15 protein-coding genes are annotated in these 17216 nt (G+C 61.2%); 9 read left to right on the forward strand and 6 right to left on the reverse strand.

Annotated elements, in window-relative coordinates; all coding sequences use genetic code 11:
• Positions 1 to 2 precede the first annotated feature (2 nt).
• Positions 3 to 545 carry a DUF2937 family protein gene (locus GH769_RS04205; RefSeq protein ID WP_014717492.1) on the forward strand — a complete coding sequence of 181 codons (543 nt, stop codon included), beginning with the start codon at positions 3 to 5 and terminating at the stop codon, positions 543 to 545.
• Between the two features lie 114 nt (positions 546 to 659).
• Here the strand turns inward: GH769_RS04205 and GH769_RS04210 are convergent, their stop codons facing one another.
• Positions 660 to 1580, reverse strand: coding sequence for a LysR family transcriptional regulator (locus GH769_RS04210; RefSeq protein WP_003189619.1), 921 nt, complete (start codon positions 1578 to 1580; stop codon positions 660 to 662).
• Positions 1581 to 1755: 175 nt separating this feature from the next.
• Here GH769_RS04210 and GH769_RS04215 point away from each other — a divergent pair, with 175 nt between their 5' ends.
• Genes GH769_RS04215 through GH769_RS04225 form a run of 3 tightly spaced genes read left to right on the forward strand, consistent with a single transcriptional unit; the run spans position 1756 to position 4108 of the window.
• Positions 1756 to 2496: a 5-oxoprolinase subunit PxpA gene (locus GH769_RS04215; protein WP_014717493.1), complete on the forward strand. Its 741-nt coding sequence runs from the start codon at positions 1756 to 1758 to the stop codon at positions 2494 to 2496.
• Complete coding sequence (locus GH769_RS04220) at positions 2493 to 3197, forward strand: allophanate hydrolase subunit 1 (protein WP_032903157.1); 705 nt, start codon at positions 2493 to 2495, stop codon at positions 3195 to 3197. The genes GH769_RS04215 and GH769_RS04220 overlap by 4 nt, the downstream gene beginning before the upstream one ends.
• Positions 3194 to 4108, forward strand: coding sequence for a biotin-dependent carboxyltransferase family protein (locus GH769_RS04225; protein ID WP_032903156.1), 915 nt, complete (start codon positions 3194 to 3196; stop codon positions 4106 to 4108). Before GH769_RS04220 ends, GH769_RS04225 begins: the two co-directional genes overlap by 4 nt.
• Before the next feature lie 108 nt (positions 4109 to 4216).
• On the opposite strand, the gene GH769_RS04230 is transcribed toward GH769_RS04225, so the two are convergent.
• The 3 genes from GH769_RS04230 to GH769_RS04240 all read right to left on the reverse strand — a co-directional run bounded on the left by GH769_RS04230 (position 4217) and on the right by GH769_RS04240 (position 7509).
• Positions 4217 to 5395: a VWA domain-containing protein gene (locus GH769_RS04230; protein ID WP_003189625.1), complete on the reverse strand. Its 1179-nt coding sequence runs from the start codon at positions 5393 to 5395 to the stop codon at positions 4217 to 4219.
• Positions 5395 to 6240, reverse strand: a complete 846-nt coding sequence (locus GH769_RS04235; protein WP_003189627.1) for a MoxR family ATPase — start codon at positions 6238 to 6240, stop codon at positions 5395 to 5397. The genes GH769_RS04230 and GH769_RS04235 overlap by 1 nt, the downstream gene beginning before the upstream one ends.
• A 192-nt stretch (positions 6241 to 6432) precedes the next feature.
• Complete coding sequence (locus GH769_RS04240; RefSeq protein WP_014717497.1) at positions 6433 to 7509, reverse strand: DUF748 domain-containing protein; 1077 nt, start codon at positions 7507 to 7509, stop codon at positions 6433 to 6435.
• 125 nt (positions 7510 to 7634) lie between these two features.
• On the opposite strand from GH769_RS04240, the gene cysK reads away from it, so the two are divergent.
• Together cysK and GH769_RS04250 are read left to right on the forward strand one after the other, a co-directional pair.
• Positions 7635 to 8609 (forward strand): cysteine synthase A, encoded by a 975-nt coding sequence (gene cysK, locus GH769_RS04245; RefSeq protein WP_014717498.1) that lies wholly within the window; start codon positions 7635 to 7637, stop codon positions 8607 to 8609.
• 243 nt (positions 8610 to 8852) lie between these two features.
• Entirely contained in the window at positions 8853 to 9791 is a 939-nt protein-coding gene (locus GH769_RS04250) for an aspartyl/asparaginyl beta-hydroxylase domain-containing protein (protein WP_005786126.1), read from the forward strand.
• Between the two features lie 177 nt (positions 9792 to 9968).
• Here GH769_RS04250 and acnA read toward each other — a convergent pair whose 3' ends face one another.
• Entirely contained in the window at positions 9969 to 12710 is a 2742-nt protein-coding gene (gene acnA, locus GH769_RS04255; RefSeq protein ID WP_032903155.1) for an aconitate hydratase AcnA, read from the reverse strand.
• 196 nt (positions 12711 to 12906) lie between these two features.
• Between acnA and rlmM the strand changes: the two genes are divergently transcribed.
• Positions 12907 to 13983 (forward strand): 23S rRNA (cytidine(2498)-2'-O)-methyltransferase RlmM, encoded by a 1077-nt coding sequence (rlmM, locus tag GH769_RS04260; protein WP_014717500.1) that lies wholly within the window; start codon positions 12907 to 12909, stop codon positions 13981 to 13983.
• A gap of 129 nt (positions 13984 to 14112) precedes the next feature.
• Entirely contained in the window at positions 14113 to 14358 is a 246-nt protein-coding gene (gene tusA, locus GH769_RS04265) for a sulfurtransferase TusA (RefSeq protein ID WP_014717501.1), read from the forward strand.
• On the opposite strand, the gene GH769_RS04270 is transcribed toward tusA, so the two are convergent.
• Positions 14355 to 15749, reverse strand: a complete 1395-nt coding sequence (locus GH769_RS04270) for an MATE family efflux transporter (protein ID WP_014717502.1) — start codon at positions 15747 to 15749, stop codon at positions 14355 to 14357. The two genes, tusA and GH769_RS04270, sit on opposite strands and share 4 nt — an antisense overlap.
• A gap of 251 nt (positions 15750 to 16000) precedes the next feature.
• On the opposite strand from GH769_RS04270, the gene pdxB reads away from it, so the two are divergent.
• Positions 16001 to 17143, forward strand: a complete 1143-nt coding sequence (gene pdxB, locus GH769_RS04275) for a 4-phosphoerythronate dehydrogenase PdxB (RefSeq protein ID WP_014717503.1) — start codon at positions 16001 to 16003, stop codon at positions 17141 to 17143.
• Positions 17144 to 17216 lie beyond the last annotated feature (73 nt).

Below are 17216 nucleotides of genomic sequence, written 5' to 3' on the forward strand. Positions count from 1 at the left end.
GCATGTTGCTTAGCTATCTGCGGTTGGTGCTGTTTGCCGTTGGCTTGTTGGTCGGCGTGCAGGTGCCGGGGTTTATCAATGACTACGCCAAGCGCGTCGAAGCCCACCTGATCGAGGCCCAGACCGGCTTGCGCGGTTTCGAGTCCACGGCGCAGCAGTTCTTCAACGGTGATATGCAAGCCTTGGTGGCGCATTACCGCGCCAGCGATGACCCGGTGTTCCAGAGCGACGCCAGCAGCCTGGGCGCCATGCTCGACCGCCAGCTCGAGCTGGACAAGCAATTCCAGGCCATGCAGGGTCCGTGGTACATCCGCGCCCTGCAAGTGGCGGTGGCTGCCGACCCGGATATCCGTTCGGAGACCTGGAATGGCTACAGCTACCAGATCTTGCTGACGCCCGAAGCCATGGGCTGGGGCCTGGGCGGGGCGATGCTGTTGTCGTTCGGCATCGAGTGCCTGTACCGCTTGATTGATTGGGTGGTGCTGGGTGGCCGGCGCCTGCGCCAGAGCCGGCCCATCGAAGAACGGGACCTCAAGGGCCTCTAACGACCCACTGATCGTTCCCACGCTCCGCGTGGGAATGCTTTTTCTGACGCTCCGCGTCGCGCGTGAGGGCGCAGAGCGCCCTGTGCTGCATTCCCACGCAGAGCGTGGGAACGATCAGTCGGGTTTATTCAGTTGCATGCGTTCTGCACCGACTTGCTCGGCATAGCGGGCAACGACTTTCTGGCACAACCCCACAATCTCCTCCACCAACTCCACCCCCACACGCCACGACACCACCACCTGCAAGTTCGGCAGACGCTGGGCCATGGGCAGCATGACCAATTCCCCTCGCTCCAGTTCTTCGCTCACCAGCACCGGCGGCAGTGCGCCGATGCCGAAGCCATCGCGCAGCAACCGGGTAATCGCCGACACCGAGTTCACGCAGTTCATGCGCGGTGCGGCCACGCCATTGGCCTGCATCAAACTCAATACGTCCTGATGCGGGTGGGAGTTTTTCGAGTAAGTGATGATGCGCTCCTGGGCCAGCTCGGCGAGGGAGGCGTAGTCACGGTTGTAAATCGACTGGCTGGCCACGATCCAGGCCATGGGGTGGCTGGCCAGTTCCAGGCTGCGCACGGTTTCCAGGCGCAGCAGGTCGGTTTGCAGGATCAGGTCGAGGAAACCTTTTTGCAGTTGATCGCTGAGGTTCAGCGCAGTGTCGGCGACCAGCTCGATTTCCACCAGTGGGTACAGCTTCATCAGCTCAGCAACCAGCGGGCTTAGCCAGGTGTGGATCACCGTGTCCATTGCGCCGATCCGAATGCGCCCAACCTTGCTGCTGGTGGTCTCCAGGGACTGCTTCAAGCCCTGCATGGTCACCATCATCTGCTCGGCATAGTCGAGCACTTTCAAACCTTCCGGGGTCAGGCTCACGCCACGCGAATCACGCAGGAAAAGTTTCACCCCCAGCTCGCTTTCCAGCACTGCGATGCGGCTGGAGATCGAGGCCTGGGTGGTGAACAGCTTCTCGGCCGTGAGCCGGAAGCTCTTGAGCTTGGCCACCCAGACGAAGGTTTCGAGGAACTTCAAATTCATGGGATCAACTTTTTCTTATGCATGGATCGGTTTTTATTAGTTGGACGTCGCACCGGGCAAGCGCCAAAAATCGAGCTATTCCACGATAAGCGTCGTTGGGGTGTCAGGACAAGTTGCGAGTTCTGCGTAAAAAATCCCACACTACAAGAAAACAAAGCCTACAGGAGCGACCCCCGTGAGCCGCCTGCTACTGAACTGCGACATCGGCGAAAGCTTTGGCAACTGGACCATGGGTCTGGACGCCGAAGTCATGCCGTTCATTGATTGCGCCAACGTGGCTTGCGGTTTCCATGCCGGCGACCCGAGCATCATGCGCAAGACCGTCAGCCTGGCGTTCAAGCACGGCGTGCAAGTGGGCGCTCATCCGGCCTACCAGGACCTGCAAGGCTTCGGCCGGCGCTCCATGAACTACACGCCACAGGAAATCCAGGACCTGTTGCACTACCAGATCGGTGCGCTGGACGGCATCTGCCGCGCCCAGGGCGGGCGCGTCAGCTATGTGAAACCCCACGGCGCGATGTACAACGACATGATGGCCAACCCCGCGCAGTTGCGTGCGGTGATCCAGGCCGTGGCCGCTTACGGCGACCTGCCGCTGATGCTGCTGGCCACCCGCGACAACCGCGCGGCCCAAGCCTTGGGCGACGAATACGGGGTGACCCTGTGGTTCGAAGCCTTCGCTGACCGTGCCTATGACAGTAACGGCCATCTGGTGTCTCGCCAACTGCCCGGCGCGGTGCATCACGACGCCGACACCATCGTGCAGCAGGCCCTGACCCTTTTCCGTGGCGAATCGCTGATTGCCAGCGACGGCAGCCCATTGGTGCTACAAGCCAATACCCTGTGTGTGCATGGCGACAACGCCAGTTCGGTCGCTGCCGTGCAGCGTATCCGCGAAGCGTTGAAAACAGCATGAACCCACGCATCGAAGTGGTGGCGATCGACTGCCTGATGGTGCGTCTGTTTGACGTGATCGCCGAAGCCAACATGCCGTGGATGCTCGCGGCTACCGAGCGCCTGCGCTATGGTTTTGGCCCGGCCTTGGTGGACCTGGTGCCGTCCTACACCACTTTGATGGTGCATTACGATCTCACGGCGCTGACCCCGGCCCAGGCCCGGGCGCTGATCGACCAGGCCCTCACCGATCTGCAACCCCAGGCGCAGGGCAGTGGCCAGTGCCATGTGCTGCCCGTGTGGTACGACCTGAGTGTCGGCCCGGAACTGAACTTGCTGTCCCAGCGCAGCGGGCTGGCCGTGGAGGAGGTGATCCGCCGTCACAGCGCCCACGAGTACCAAGTGTTCGCCCTCGGTTTTGCCCCAGGGTTTGCCTTTATGGGGCTGGTGGACGAGCTACTTGCCACGCCGCGCCTCAACACGCCGCGCAAACGCGTGGCTGCCGGCAGCGTCGGCATCGCCGAACGGCAAACCGCCGCGTACCCGGTGGTGTCCCCGGGCGGCTGGAACCTGATCGGCCGCACCCCGGCCAAACTGTTCGACCGGGAGCGCGACGGCTACAGCCTGATGCAACCCGGCGACACGGTGCGCTTCGCCTCGGTCAGCCACGCCGAATTCATCCACTTGGGTGGCGACGACACGCCGCTGGAGGCGCAGGCATGAGCCGCTTGATCATCGAGGCCAGCACGCCGCTGTGCCTGTTGCAGGACGCCGGTCGTTTTGGCGTACGCCACCTGGGCGTGACCCAGGGTGGCGCGCTGGATTGGGTGTCGATGTCCTGGGCCAACTGGCTGTTGGACAATGCCCTGGATGCGCCGGTGGTGGAGATCACCCTGGGGGGCTTTACCGTGCAGGCCGAGGATTATTGCCTGATGGCCTTGGCCGGTGCGGACCTGGGCGCCTATGTCGATGAGCGAGCGATAAGCCCCGGTCGCAGTTTTATCCTGCAAAAGGGCCAGCGACTGCGCTTCACCCAGCCGTTCAATGGGGCACGCGCTTATCTGGCCGCGCCCGGTGGCTTTGATGCTCAGGCGGTACTTGGCAGTTGTGCCACGGTCGTGCGCGAAGCGTTGGGCGGGGTGGACGGTTTCGGCAAGGCCTTGGCCGAAGGCGGGCGTTTGGCGTATTCCGGTACGGGCGGTGCAATGAAGGTGCTGGCCAACCCGGATGTGCAATCCGCTGCATCACTGGACGTGATCATCGGCGCGCAGATAGGCCAGTTCAGCGGGCAGAGCCTGTTCGATGCTTTCAACACCGAATGGGCTCTGGACAGCCGTGCAGACCGCATGGGCATGCGCTTGCTCGGCACGCCGTTGCAGTATCAGGGGCCGTCGTTGATTTCCGAAGGGATTCCATTGGGCGCGATTCAGGTGCCGCCGGATGGGCAACCGATTGTGTTGCTCAATGACCGGCAGACGATCGGCGGTTACCCGCGGTTGGGCGCGTTGACACCTTTATCCTTGGCGCGGCTGGCGCAGTGTCTGCCGGGGGAGAAGGTGCGGTTGGCACCGGTGGTGCAGGAGGCTGCGCATCGGCAGCACATCAAGTTTTTGCAGCAGTTTGCCGATCGCTAAAAAGCATCGCAGGCAAGCCAGCTCCCACGGAGGAATGCATTCCAACGTTGAAATGCAGTCAACATGTGGGAGCTGGCGTGCCTGCGATGAGGCCGGTCAAAACACCGCCTATTTCGAGAGAAAGCGCATACCTTCTTCCAACCCGCGCAGCGTCAGCGGGTACATCTGATCCTCCACCAACTCGCGAACAATCCCCGTCGACGCTGTATAGCCCCAAGTGTCTTTTGGGTAGGGGTTAATCCAGATCAGCTTCTTGTACTTGGCCATGAAGCGCTGCATCCACACATACCCCGGCTCCTCGTTCCAATGCTCGACGCTGCCGCCGGCCTGAGTGATTTCATAGGGCGCCATGGCCGCATCGCCGATAAAGATCACTTTGTAGTCGGCGCCGTATTTGTGCAGCAGATCCTGGGTGGACGTGCGCTCCGAGGTGCGACGCTGGTTGTTCTTCCACACCGACTCGTACACAAAGTTATGGAAATAGAAGTACTCCAGGTGCTTGAACTCGGTCTTGCACGCGGAGAACAGCTCTTCGCAGATCTTCACGTGGGCATCCATCGAGCCGCCGATGTCGAACAGCAGCAACAGCTTGATGGTGTTACGCCGTTCGGGGCGCATCTGAATATTCAGCAAGCCGGCATCGCGAGCGGTGTGGTCGATGGTGCCATCGATATCCAGCTCTTCGGCCGCACCCTGGCGCGCAAACTTGCGCAGGCGGCGCAGGGCGATCTTGATGTTGCGCGTGCCCAGTTCCACCTGGTCGTCGAGGTTCTTGTACTCGCGCTGGTCCCAGACTTTCACCGCCTTGCCCTGGCGCTTGCCCGCGTCACCGACGCGAATGCCTTCGGGGTTGTAGCCGCCAGAACCAAAGGGGCTGGTGCCGCCGGTGCCGATCCATTTGTTGCCGCCGGCATGGCGTTCTTTCTGTTCTTCCAGGCGCTTCTTGAACTCTTCGATCAGTTTGTCCAGGCCACCGAGGGACTGGATCTGCGCACGTTCCTCATCGCTCAAGGAACGTTCGAATTCCTTGCGTAGCCATTCTTCGGGGATCAGCGCCTGCAGGTGGTCGTCGAGCTTTTCCAGGCCGTTGAAATAGGCGCCGAAGGCCCGGTCGAACTTGTCGAAATGCCGCTCGTCCTTGACCAGGATCGCCCGGGCCAAATAATAAAACTCGTCCATGTCGGCGAAGGTCACGCGCTGTTTCAACGCGTTGATCAGGTCGAGCAGCTCGCGCACCGACACCGGCACCTTGGCGGCACGCATCTCATTGAACAGGTTGAGCAGCATCAGCGATTACCGCGACGGCTCATGAACGCCAGACGCTCCAGCAACTGCACGTCTTGCTCGTTCTTCACCAGGGCGCCAGCCAGGGGAGGGATGGCCTTGGTCGGGTCGCGCTCGCGTAGCACTGCTTCGCCAATATTGTCGGCCATCAGCAGCTTGAGCCAGTCGACCAGCTCGGAGGTGGAAGGTTTTTTCTTCAGGCCCGGCACCTTGCGCACATCGAAGAACACGTCCAGCGCTTCGCTGACCAGGTCTTTCTTGATGTCCGGGTAGTGCACATCCACGATTTTTTGCAGGGTGGTGCGGTCGGGGAAGGCGATGTAGTGGAAGAAGCAGCGGCGCAGGAATGCGTCCGGCAGCTCTTTTTCGTTGTTGGAGGTAATGATGATGATCGGGCGCTTCTTGGCTTTGATGGTCTCGTCGATTTCGTAGACGTAGAACTCCATCTTGTCGAGTTCTTGCAGCAGGTCGTTGGGGAACTCGATGTCGGCCTTGTCGATTTCATCGATCAGCAGGATCACCCGCTCTTCGGACTCGAAGGCTTCCCACAGCTTGCCCTTCTTCAGGTAGTTGCGCACGTCGTGCACCTTGTCCACGCCCAGTTGCGAGTCGCGAAGGCGGCTGACCGCGTCGTACTCGTACAGGCCCTGGTGCGCCTTGGTGGTGGACTTGATGTGCCAGGTGATCAACCTGGCACCGAAGGATTCGGCCAGTTGCTCGGCAAGCATGGTCTTGCCGGTGCCCGGTTCGCCCTTGACCAGCAGCGGCCGCTCCAGGGTGATGGCGGCGTTGACGGCCAGTTTCAGGTCATCGGTAGCCACATAGGCCTGGGTGCCTTCGAACTTCATCGGTCATTCCTCGGATTCATCAATGGCCCGACTATACCCCTCAGCCCCGGCGACTGTGAACGCAGACGGGGCATTCAGTCTCTGAATGGCGGGTCACATCAGCCCTGGCCCATGCAGGAAGTGTGGGGGCTGGCTTGCCTGCGATGGCGGTGTATCAGTGACAGATGAGTTGGCTGATCAGCTCCCACAGGGTTAATCAGCGCTGGGCTTGGGCTGTTCGTAACGAGCATTGAACGCCTGGATGAACCCATTGCGCAGAATCGCGATCACCGCAGAAAACGCACTGACATTTTGCTGATGCACGCTACCGCTCAGCTCCACACGGGTGGCGAACTGGTTTTTACGCTGGTTTTTCAGCACGGTTTCGCTGGCGCCCACCACGGCTTCCCAGATTGAGCGGAAGATATTCTTGTCCTGGTTTTCAACGTCTTGTTGCCAGTCGAACACCTCCACATCACGCAGCAGTGGCTTGATGTAGCCGGTGAGCCGGCCATTTTCAGCCTGGGCTTCGATCACCACATCACCCGTGCCTGCCTTGAAGTCGAACTTGCCATAGGCCGATGCAAAGTCGTTCATGCGTTTGAGTTGCAGGTCGCGGGCGCGGAAGCGGAACTCGAACTCTTCGAAATCGCTCAGCGGGTCAAAGGTGGCGTTGGCTTCCAGGGGCGCCTGGCCTTGCAGCAGTGCCTTGCCTTCAAAGCGTGCATCACGCTTGCCTTTGACATCCACCACATTGGTCAGGTTATAGAAGCTGGCGTTGACCCCGGTGGCGTTGATATTCACCTGAGGCTTGGAGCTGAAGTTATGGAAGGCGATCTCGCCGTCTTCGATGCGTACTTCATTGAGGGTAATCGGCAGCAGCTTGCGCAGTTGTTCCTGCCAGTCGGTGCCTTTACCGGTCTGGGACGCCTGTTTGTTGGCACCGCCATCGACGAAGTTGATCTGGGGGCGTACAAAATGCCCCTCGGCCACGACGGCGTGGTCGTACCAGAGTGAATGCCAGCTCACGGCGAACTCGATCAGCGGCGCCTTGACGAATGGTACCGGGACCTTGCCGTCCACCTTGACGATTTGCAGGCCGTTGATCCGGTAGGCGCCGCGCCATAGCGCCAGGTCCACATCGGCAATCTCGCCACGGTAGTCGCCCATGTTGGCGAGTTTGTCGTTCAGGTAGTTGCGTACCAGGTAGGGCAGCGCGATGTGCACGGCAATCAGGACCAGCACCAGAGCGGCGATTGTCCCTAACGGCCAACTGTAGCGACGTTTCATTGGGCAGTTCTCCTAGCTTGTAGGAGATTGACTGTTCTGATCGTCGCAACGTTCCTCCTTCTGGACGCTTGGGAGCACGAGGCATACCCTTGGGGCCTTCCAAAGTCTCGACAACAGGAATCGCCATGAGCCGCATCTTCGCAGACAACGCGCACTCCATCGGCAACACGCCTCTGGTTCAGATCAACCGCATCGCACCGCGGGGCGTGACGATCCTGGCCAAGATCGAAGGGCGTAACCCCGGCTATTCGGTGAAGTGCCGCATTGGCGCCAGCATGGTCTGGGATGCGGAAAGCAGCGGCAAACTCAAGCCGGGCATGACCATAGTCGAGCCGACTTCGGGCAACACCGGTATCGGCCTGGCATTTGTCGCCGCTGCCCGTGGCTACAAGTTGCTGCTGACCATGCCGTCGTCGATGAGCCTTGAACGCCGTAAAGTGCTCAAGGCTCTGGGCGCCGAACTGGTGCTGACCGAGCCGGCCAAGGGCATGAAGGGCGCCATCGATAAGGCCGCCGAGATCGTCGCCAGCGACCCGGCCACCTACTTTATGCCGGCCCAGTTCGATAACCCGGCAAACCCTGCGATCCACGAGAAAACCACCGGCCCGGAAATCTGGAACGACACCGATGGCGCCGTGGACGTGCTGGTGGCGGGCGTGGGAACCGGCGGCACCATCACCGGGGTATCGCGCTATATCAAGAACACCGCGGGCAAGCCGATCCTGTCGGTGGCTGTGGAACCCATGGTTTCGCCGGTGATCACCCAGGCCTTGGCGGGTGAAGAGATCAAGCCCAGCCCGCACAAGATCCAGGGGATCGGCGCCGGTTTTGTGCCGAAAAACCTCGACCTGTCGATGGTCGACCGCGTGGAGCTGGCGACCGACGAGGAGTCCAAGGCCATGGCCCGGCGCTTGATGCTGGAAGAGGGCATTCTGTGCGGGATCTCCTGTGGCGCCGCCATGGCGGTGGCCGTGCGCCTGGCCGAGAAGCCGGAAATGCAGGGCAAGACTATCGTGGTGATCTTGCCGGACTCCGGTGAGCGCTACCTGTCGAGCATGTTGTTCAGCGATTTGTTTACCGAGCAGGAAAACCAGGCCTGATCTTAAGAGCAACCCTGTGGCGAGGGAGCTTGCTCCCGCTGGGCTGCGAAGCGGTCCCATTATTCTGGGAGCGCTTCGCACTCCAGCGGGAGCAAGCTCCCTCGCCACAAGGTTGATGTATGTCACCCGGTCGGTCTGGGCCTTCTGCATAATGGCTCAAGTGTTTATCATGGCCGGCTGTTACGTCTGGTTTCCCATTGACGGAAATTTGCTGGCCAGGCGCTTATTTCCAGGAGTTGCTGCATGACCTTTTCTTTGGCCGCCAAACTGTCGGTGTTGCTGCTGTTCATTGGCAGCACGCTGTATGTGCACCTGCGTGGCAAGGCCCGTTTGCCGATGTTGCGTCAGTTCGTCAACCATTCGGCGCTGTTCGCCCCGTATAACGCCCTGATGTACCTGTTTTCCGCGGTGCCGTCCAAGCCCTACCTGGACCGCAGCAAGTTCCCGGAACTGGATGTGCTCAAGGACAACTGGGAAGTGATCCGCGAAGAGGCCATGCACCTGTTCGACGAGGGCTACATCCGCGCCGCCGAAAAGAACAACGACGCCGGCTTCGGTTCGTTCTTCAAGAAGGGTTGGAAGCGTTTCTACCTCAAGTGGTACGACAAACCGCTGCCTTCGGCCGAGGCACTGTGCCCCAAGACTGTGGCCCTGGTGAGCAGCATCCCTAACGTCAAGGGCGCGATGTTTGCGCTGTTGCCGGGCGGCAGTCACCTCAACCCGCACCGCGACCCGTTTGCCGGTTCCCTGCGTTATCACCTGGGGCTGTCTACGCCGAACTCCGACGACTGCCGTATCTTCGTCGACGGCCAGGTCTACGCCTGGCGCGACGGTGAAGACGTGATGTTCGATGAAACCTACGTGCACTGGGTGAAAAACGAAACCGAACAGACCCGTGTGATCCTGTTCTGCGACATTGAGCGGCCATTGAGCAACCGCGTGATGACCCGTATCAACCGCTGGGTCAGCAAGCAACTGGGCCGCGCAACCGCGCCGCAGAACCTCGATGACGAGCGCGTGGGCGGCATCAACCAGGCGTACGCCTGGAGCAAGACCTTCAGCGACAAGTTCAGTGGCCAGGTCAAACAGTGGAAGCGCAAGCATCCCAAGGCCTACCGCATTGCGCGGCCGGTGCTGGCGGTGGTGGTGTTGGTACTGCTCTGGAAGTGGCTGTTCGGCTAAACCGCACACCATAAAAAGGCGCTGTATCGAAAGATACAGCGCCTTTTTCATGCCTGGAATGTGATCAAAACTGTGGGAGCTGGCTTGCCTGCGATGGCGGAGTATCAGCTATAAAAAGGTTGGCTGACCCACCGCTTTCGCAGGCAAGCCAGCTCCCACCTTTGATCTGCGTTGCTCTTAAGAGGCGATCAACTGGCGCAGCACGTAGTGCAGAATTCCGCCCGCCTTGAAATACTCCACTTCATTCAAGGTATCAATCCGGCACAGCACCTCAACCTTCTCGCTGCTGCCATCCTCCCGCGTGATCACCAACGTCAGGTTCATCCGCGGCTCGATCTCGGCGTCGGTCAGTCCGAGGATATCGATCTTCTCCTTGCCGGTGAGCTTGAGTGTCTTGCGGTTCTGATCCAGCTTGAACTGCAACGGCAACACGCCCATGCCTACCAGGTTGGAGCGGTGGATACGCTCGAAACTCTCGGCGATCACCGCCTTGACCCCTAGCAGGTTAGTGCCCTTGGCCGCCCAATCGCGGCTGGAGCCGGTACCGTATTCCTGGCCGGCGATCACCACCAGCGGTGTGCCCGAGGCCTGGTACTTCATGGCGGCATCGTAGATCGCCATTTTCTCGCCCGTGGGGATATACAGCGTGTTACCGCCTTCTTCGCCGCCGAGCATTTCATTGCGGATACGGATATTGGCGAAGGTGCCGCGCATCATCACTTCATGGTTGCCCCGGCGTGAGCCGTAGGAGTTGAAGTCACGCGGCTCCACGCCCTGTTCGCGCAGGTAGCGCCCGGCCGGGCTGTCGGCCTTGATATTGCCGGCAGGGGAGATGTGGTCGGTGGTTACCGAATCCCCCAGCAGGGCCAGTACGTTGGCGCCCTTGACGTCCTCGATCACCGGCAGCGGGCCGGCAATGTCGTCGAAGAACGGCGGGTGCTGGATGTAAGTGGAATCTTGCTGCCACACGTAGGTGGCTGCCTGCGGTACTTCAATGGCTTGCCATTGCTCGTCGCCGGCAAACACTTCGGCATATTCCTTGTGGAACATGCTGGTGCTGACTTGGGCCACCGCTTCGGCGATTTCCTGGCTGCTGGGCCAGATGTCCTTGAGGTACACCGGATTACCCTGCTGGTCATTGCCCAGCGGTTCGCTGCTGATGTCGATGCGCACGGTGCCGGCCAACGCGTAGGCGACGACCAGGGGCGGCGAAGCCAGCCAGTTGGTTTTCACCAGCGGGTGCACGCGGCCTTCGAAGTTACGGTTACCGGACAGCACTGAGGCCACGGTGAGGTCGGCCTTCTGAATGGCTTTTTCGATCGGCTCGGGCAGGGGCCCGGAGTTGCCGATACAGGTGGTGCAGCCGTAGCCCACCAGGTCGAAGCCAAGCTTGTCCAGGTACTGGGTGAGGCCCGCAGCCTTGTAGTAGTCGGTGACCACTTTGGAGCCTGGCGCCAGGGAGCTTTTCACCCAGGGCTTGCGGGTCAGGCCTTTTTCCACGGCTTTTTTCGCCACCAGCCCGGCCGCCATCATCACGCTGGGGTTGGAGGTGTTGGTGCAGGAGGTAATCGCGGCGATCACCACCGCGCCGTTTTTCAGGCGATAGGTGTTGCCTTCGTATTCATAATCCGCCTCGCCGACCAGATCGGCATTGCCCACGGCAACGCCGCCTCCGCCCTCGCTTTCGAGGCGGCCTTCTTCTTTGCTGGTGGGCTTGAATTGCAGGTCGAGAAAATCACTGAACGCTTGGCCTACATTCGGCAGGGCGACGCGGTCCTGGGGGCGTTTAGGCCCGGCAAGGCTGGCCTCGACAGTGCCCATGTCCAGGGCCAGGGTGTCGGTGAAGACCGGCTCCTGGCCTGCGTTGCGCCACAGGCCCTGGGCCTTGGTATAGGCTTCCACCAGCTTGACCGTCTCAGCCGGGCGGCCGGACAGGCGCAGGTAGTCCAGGGTCACCTCATCCACCGGGAAAAAGCCACAGGTCGCGCCATATTCCGGTGCCATGTTGGCGATGGTCGCGCGGTCGGCCAGGGGCAAATCGGCCAGCCCGTCGCCGTAGAACTCGACGAACTTGCCCACCACGCCTTTTTTGCGCAGCATTTGCGTCACGGTCAGCACCAGGTCGGTGGCGGTGATGCCTTCCTTGAGCTTGCCGGTGAGCTTGAAGCCGATGACTTCCGGGATCAGCATCGACACCGGCTGGCCGAGCATCGCCGCTTCGGCTTCGATGCCGCCCACGCCCCAGCCGAGTACGCCGAGGCCGTTGATCATGGTGGTGTGGGAGTCGGTGCCTACCAGGGTGTCGGGGAAGGCGTAGGTGCGGCCGTCTTCTTCTTTGGTCCATACGGTGCGGCCCAGGTATTCGAGGTTGACCTGGTGGCAGATACCGGTGCCAGGTGGCACGACGCTGAAGTTGTCAAAGGCGCTCTGGCCCCAGCGCAGGAAGGCGTAGCGTTCGCCGTTGCGCTGCATTTCGATATCAACGTTCTGCTCAAAGGCGCTGGTGCTGCCGAACTTGTCGACCATCACCGAGTGGTCAATCACCAGGTCCACCGGTGACAGCGGGTTGATGCGCTGCGGGTCGCCCCCGGCCTTGGCCACGGCGGCGCGCATGGCGGCCAGGTCGACCACCGCGGGTACCCCGGTAAAGTCCTGCATCAGCACGCGAGCGGGGCGGTACTGGATCTCGCGGTCAGACTGGCGCTCTTTGAGCCAGGCGGCGATGGCCTTGAGGTCGGTGCCGGTGACGGTCTTGGCGTCTTCCCAGCGCAGCAGGTTTTCCAGCAGCACCTTGAGGGACATCGGCAGCTTGTCCAGGTCACCCAGGCTCTTGGCGGCTTCGGGCAGGCTGAAGTAGTGGTAGGTTTTACTGTCTATTTGCAGTGTCTTAAGGGTTCTCAGGCTATCAAGGGATGACATTACATGACTCCTTATGGTCCGCACGGCTACGGACCTGACGGGACGAACAGAGCTATCACGTTAGCGCTGTTTTCATTAGCAGGCTAATAACTGGACTCTATCGCTGAGTCCAAGGTTCCGAACTCGGCTATTATGCGCGCGTTTTCATGACAGGTATTGCGATAGCGCAAGGCCAGTTGATTCACCAGGAGATTCAATGAACACCCTTTTTATGCACTGCCGCCCGGGTTTTGAAGGCGAAGTCTGTTCCGAGATCGCGGAGCACGCCGCGCGCCTGAACGTGTCCGGCTACGCCAAGGCCAAGACCGGCAGCGCCTGCGCCGAATTTGTCTGCACCGAAGAAGACGGCGCCCAGCGCCTGATGCACGGCCAACGCTTTGCCGAGCTGATCTTCCCCCGGCAGTGGGCGCGCGGGGTGTTTATCGACCTGCCGGAAACCGACCGCATCAGCGTGATCCTCGCCCACCTGCGCGAATTCCCCGTGTGCGGCAGCCTGTGGCTGGAGATGGTCGACACCAACGACGGCAAGGAACTCTCAAACTTCTGCAAGAAGTTCGAAGTGCACCTGCGCAAAGCTCTGCTTAACGCCGGCAAGCTGGTGGACGACCCGAGCAAGCCTCGCCTGCTGCTGACCTTCAAGAGTGGCCGTGAAGTGTTCATGGGCCTGGCCGAGTCGAATAACTCGGCGATGTGGCCCATGGGCATCCCGCGCCTCAAGTTCCCGCGTGACGCGCCCAGCCGTTCGACCCTCAAGCTGGAGGAAGCCTGGCACCACTTTATCCCCCGTGACCAGTGGGACGAGCGCCTGCACGGCGACATGACCGGCGTCGACCTCGGCGCCGCACCGGGCGGCTGGACCTGGCAACTGGTCAACCGTGGCATGCTGGTGACTGCCATCGACAACGGCCCCATGGCCGAAAGCCTGATGGACACCGGCCTGGTGCAGCATCTGATGGCCGACGGCTTCACCTTCGTGCCCAAGCAGCCGGTAGACTGGATGGTCTGCGACATCGTTGAGAAGCCCGCTCGCAACGCGGCACTCCTGGAAACGTGGATTGGCGAAGGGCATTGCCGCGAGGCGGTGGTGAACCTGAAGTTGCCGATGAAACAGCGTTACGCCGAAGTGAAGCGTTTGCTGGAGCGCATCGAAGAGGGCTTCAAGGCGCGTGGCATTCGTGTGGAGATCGGCTGCAAGCAGCTCTACCACGATCGCGAAGAAGTGACCTGTCACCTGCGCCGCCTGGTAGACGTAAAGAAATCCAAAGGCCGCTGATATTAAATGTGGGAACTGGCTTGCCTGCGAAAGCGGTATAACAGTCGAAATTTATGTTGAATGTGCCCCCGTCATCGCGGGCAAGCCCGCTCCCACATTGTTGAGCGGTGCCAGTTTTAGGAGTGAAGTATGAGTCTTGAACTGCCGGTTGATGGCACCCTCGACGCCACCGGCCTCAACTGCCCGGAACCCGTGATGATGCTGCACCAGCACATCCGCGACCTGCCGGCGGGCGGCCTGCTCAAGGTGATCGCGACCGACCCGTCGACCCGTCGCGATATCCCCAAGTTCTGCGTGTTTCTCGACCATGAACTGGTGGATCAGCAGGAAGATGCTGGCACCTACCTGTACTGGATCCGCAAGAAAGCCGATTAAGCCTGCGCCTTTTCGGCCCGAATGCGTCGGCGTGCACTGCGCGCCAGGCGCACCACCAACATCCCCGCCGCACAGCTCAAGCCCACGATCAGGCCTTGCCATAAACCGCTCGGGCCGCTGGGTTCGCCGAGCCAGTTGGTCAGGCCCAGGGCGTAACCCACCGGCAGGCCCACGCCCCAATAGGCGAACAAGGTCAGCACCATGGTCACCCGGGTGTCCTGGTAGCCGCGCAATGCGCCGGCGGCGGTGACCTGGATCGAGTCAGAGAACTGGAACAGCGCCGAGAACACGATCAGCATCGACGCCAGGTGGATCACCACCGGGTCGGGCGTATAGATCGCTGCAATCTGCTCGCGAAACAACAGCATCAAGCTGCAGGAAAAGCAGGCATACGCCAGTGCGGTGCCCATGCCGACGCCGGCGGCGAAGCGTGCTTCCCGAGGTTCGCCGCGCCCCAGCGCCTGGCCGACGCGCACGGTGACGGCCATGCTCAAGGAATAAGGGATCATGAACACCAGGGAGCTGACGTTCAGCGCGATCTGGTGGCCGGAGACCACCGTGGCGCCCAGGCTGCCGATCAACAAGGCGATCACCGCAAAAATACTCGATTCGGCAAAGATCGCCACGCCTATCGGCAGGCCAATGCCCAACACGCGCTTGATCACCGCCCACTGCGGCCAGTCGAAGCGCTTGAACAATTCGCTGCTTTGATAGGCCGCGCCCCAGCGCGTCCAGATGGCCAGGCCGATCATCATCACCCACATTGCAATCGCGGTAGCCCAGCCACAACCCACGCCGCCCATGGCCGGTACGCCCAGGTGGCCGTAGATGAAGATGTAGTTCAGCGGAATATTCAGCGCCAACCCGCACAAGCCCATGACCATGCTCGGCCGTGTGCGGCCCAGGCCGTCACTGAAACAGCGAAACACGTAGTACAACGCCACCGCCGGCATACCGGCGGCGATGCCGTGCAGGTAGCCCATGGACGGCTCGATCAAGTCGGGTTCGACCTTCATCGCATGCAGGATCGGCTCGGCGCATAGCAACAACAGCGCCCCTGCGATGCCAACCACCACGGCCAGCCACAATGACTGACGCACCAAGGGCCCGATCTCGCTGAACTGGCCCGCACCGTAGCGCTGGGCGACTTTCGGCGTGGTGGCCAGCAGAGTACCGGTCATCAACAGGTACACCGGGATCCAGATCGAATTACCCAGGCCCACCGCCGCCAGGTCCTGCGGGCTCACGCGCCCGGCCATCACCGCATCGACGAAGCTCATTGCGGTGGTTGCCAGTTGGCCAATCATGATCGGCAAGGCCAGCGTCAGCAGGCCGCGCACTTCCCGGCTGATGCGGGCGGGGCGGGAGAGGGTAGCGGTGGCAGTGTTCACGTACAGGTGTCCAATAAAAAAGGCAGTCGCAAGGACGGCGGATTCTACGCGTTGACGCAGCGGTCAGGAAAAAACCTGTGTTAGGGATTTGTAAGCAATGCGCCCAGGCCAGCGCTGAACCCTGTGGGAGCTGGCTTGCCTGCGATGCAGGCACCTCGGTACATCAGGCAAACCGGGTCGATGCAATCGCAGGCAAGCCAGCTCCTACACAGGATCTTCTGTACACTGCCAATCCGCCAAAGGAGCCTGCCATGCTGATTGTTGCCGACGAAAATATCCCGCTGCTCGATGCATTCTTCGAAGGGTTTGGCGAGATTCGCCGCGTGCCTGGCCGTTCCATCGACCGCGCTACGGTCGGGCAGGCCGACGTGCTACTGGTGCGCTCGGTGACCAACGTCAACCGTGCCCTGCTTGAGGGCAGTAACGTGCGCTTTGTTGGCACCTGCACCATCGGCACCGACCACCTGGACCTCGACTACTTCAAGCAAGCGGGTATCCAGTGGTCCAGCGCGCCCGGCTGCAATGCGCGTGGGGTGGTGGACTACGTGCTTGGCAGCTTGCAGACCCTGGCTGAAATCGAAGGCGCTGACCTCAAACAGCGTACCTATGGCATCGTCGGTGCCGGCGAAGTCGGCGGGCGCTTGGTCAAGGTGCTCAAGGGCCTGGGCTGGAATGTGTTGGTGTGCGATCCGCCGCGCCAGATTACCGAAGACGGTGATTACGTCAGTCTGCAGCAGGTCATCGAGCAATGTGACGTGATCAGCTTGCATACGCCGCTGATCAAGTCCGGCAACGGTTCGACCTGGCACCTGTTTGATCGCCAGCGCCTGGCACAGCTCAAGCCGGGCACCTGGCTGATCAACGCCAGCCGGGGTGCGGTGGTGGATAACGCCGCGCTGCGCGAGGTGTTGCTGGCGCGCGAAGACCTGCAAGCGGTGCTGGACGTGTGGGAAGGCGAGCCCGAGGTGGACGTCGACCTGGCTGACCTGTGCGTGCTGGCCACGCCGCATATTGCCGGCTACAGCCTCGATGGCAAGCAGCGCGGCACCGCGCAGATTTACCAGGCGCTGTGCGCGCACCTGGGCCAGGAACCGAGTATTCACTTAAGTGATTTGCTGCCGGCCCCCTGGCTGGCCGAGATGCACCTGCATCCTGAGACTGACCCGGCCTGGGCGCTGGCGACCTTGTGCCGCAGTGTGTACGACCCACGCCGTGACGACGCGGATTTCCGTCGCAGCCTGGTGGGCACTGTGCAGGAACAGCGCCAAGCTTTCGACCTGCTGCGCAAGCACTATCCGGAGCGTCGCGAGATCGATGGCTTGAAGGTGCGCATCAACGGGGAGTCGGCGGTGCTGTCACAGATCGTGACTGCTCTGGGTGCCGAACAGCTGTAACGGTTATCGCGGTGCTCTTGAGGCCTTCGCGAGCAAGCTCGCTTCTACAGCGGGCATAAAAAACCCGGCCACT

The sequence above is a fragment of the Pseudomonas sp. CFSAN084952 genome, assembly GCF_009648855.1.
GTDB lineage: Bacteria > Pseudomonadota > Gammaproteobacteria > Pseudomonadales > Pseudomonadaceae > Aquipseudomonas > Aquipseudomonas paracarnis.

Bases quoted from the DNA above. Each gene is read 5' to 3' on its own strand.
- GH769_RS04205 (WP_014717492.1), top strand. From the start codon at position 3: ATGTTGCTTAGCTATCTGCGGTTGGTGCTGTTTGCCGTTGGCTTGTTG.
- GH769_RS04210 (WP_003189619.1), bottom strand. From the start codon at position 1,580: ATGAATTTGAAGTTCCTCGAAACCTTCGTCTGGGTGGCCAAGCTCAAG.
- GH769_RS04220 (WP_032903157.1), top strand. From the start codon at position 2,493: ATGAACCCACGCATCGAAGTGGTGGCGATCGACTGCCTGATGGTGCGT.
- GH769_RS04225 (WP_032903156.1), top strand. From the start codon at position 3,194: ATGAGCCGCTTGATCATCGAGGCCAGCACGCCGCTGTGCCTGTTGCAG.
- GH769_RS04230 (WP_003189625.1), bottom strand. From the start codon at position 5,395: ATGCTGCTCAACCTGTTCAATGAGATGCGTGCCGCCAAGGTGCCGGTG.
- GH769_RS04235 (WP_003189627.1), bottom strand. From the start codon at position 6,240: ATGAAGTTCGAAGGCACCCAGGCCTATGTGGCTACCGATGACCTGAAA.
- GH769_RS04240 (WP_014717497.1), bottom strand. From the start codon at position 7,509: ATGAAACGTCGCTACAGTTGGCCGTTAGGGACAATCGCCGCTCTGGTG.
- cysK (WP_014717498.1), top strand. From the start codon at position 7,635: ATGAGCCGCATCTTCGCAGACAACGCGCACTCCATCGGCAACACGCCT.
- GH769_RS04250 (WP_005786126.1), top strand. From the start codon at position 8,853: ATGACCTTTTCTTTGGCCGCCAAACTGTCGGTGTTGCTGCTGTTCATT.
- acnA (WP_032903155.1), bottom strand. From the start codon at position 12,710: ATGTCATCCCTTGATAGCCTGAGAACCCTTAAGACACTGCAAATAGAC.
- rlmM (WP_014717500.1), top strand. From the start codon at position 12,907: ATGAACACCCTTTTTATGCACTGCCGCCCGGGTTTTGAAGGCGAAGTC.
- tusA (WP_014717501.1), top strand. From the start codon at position 14,113: ATGAGTCTTGAACTGCCGGTTGATGGCACCCTCGACGCCACCGGCCTC.
- pdxB (WP_014717503.1), top strand. From the start codon at position 16,001: ATGCTGATTGTTGCCGACGAAAATATCCCGCTGCTCGATGCATTCTTC.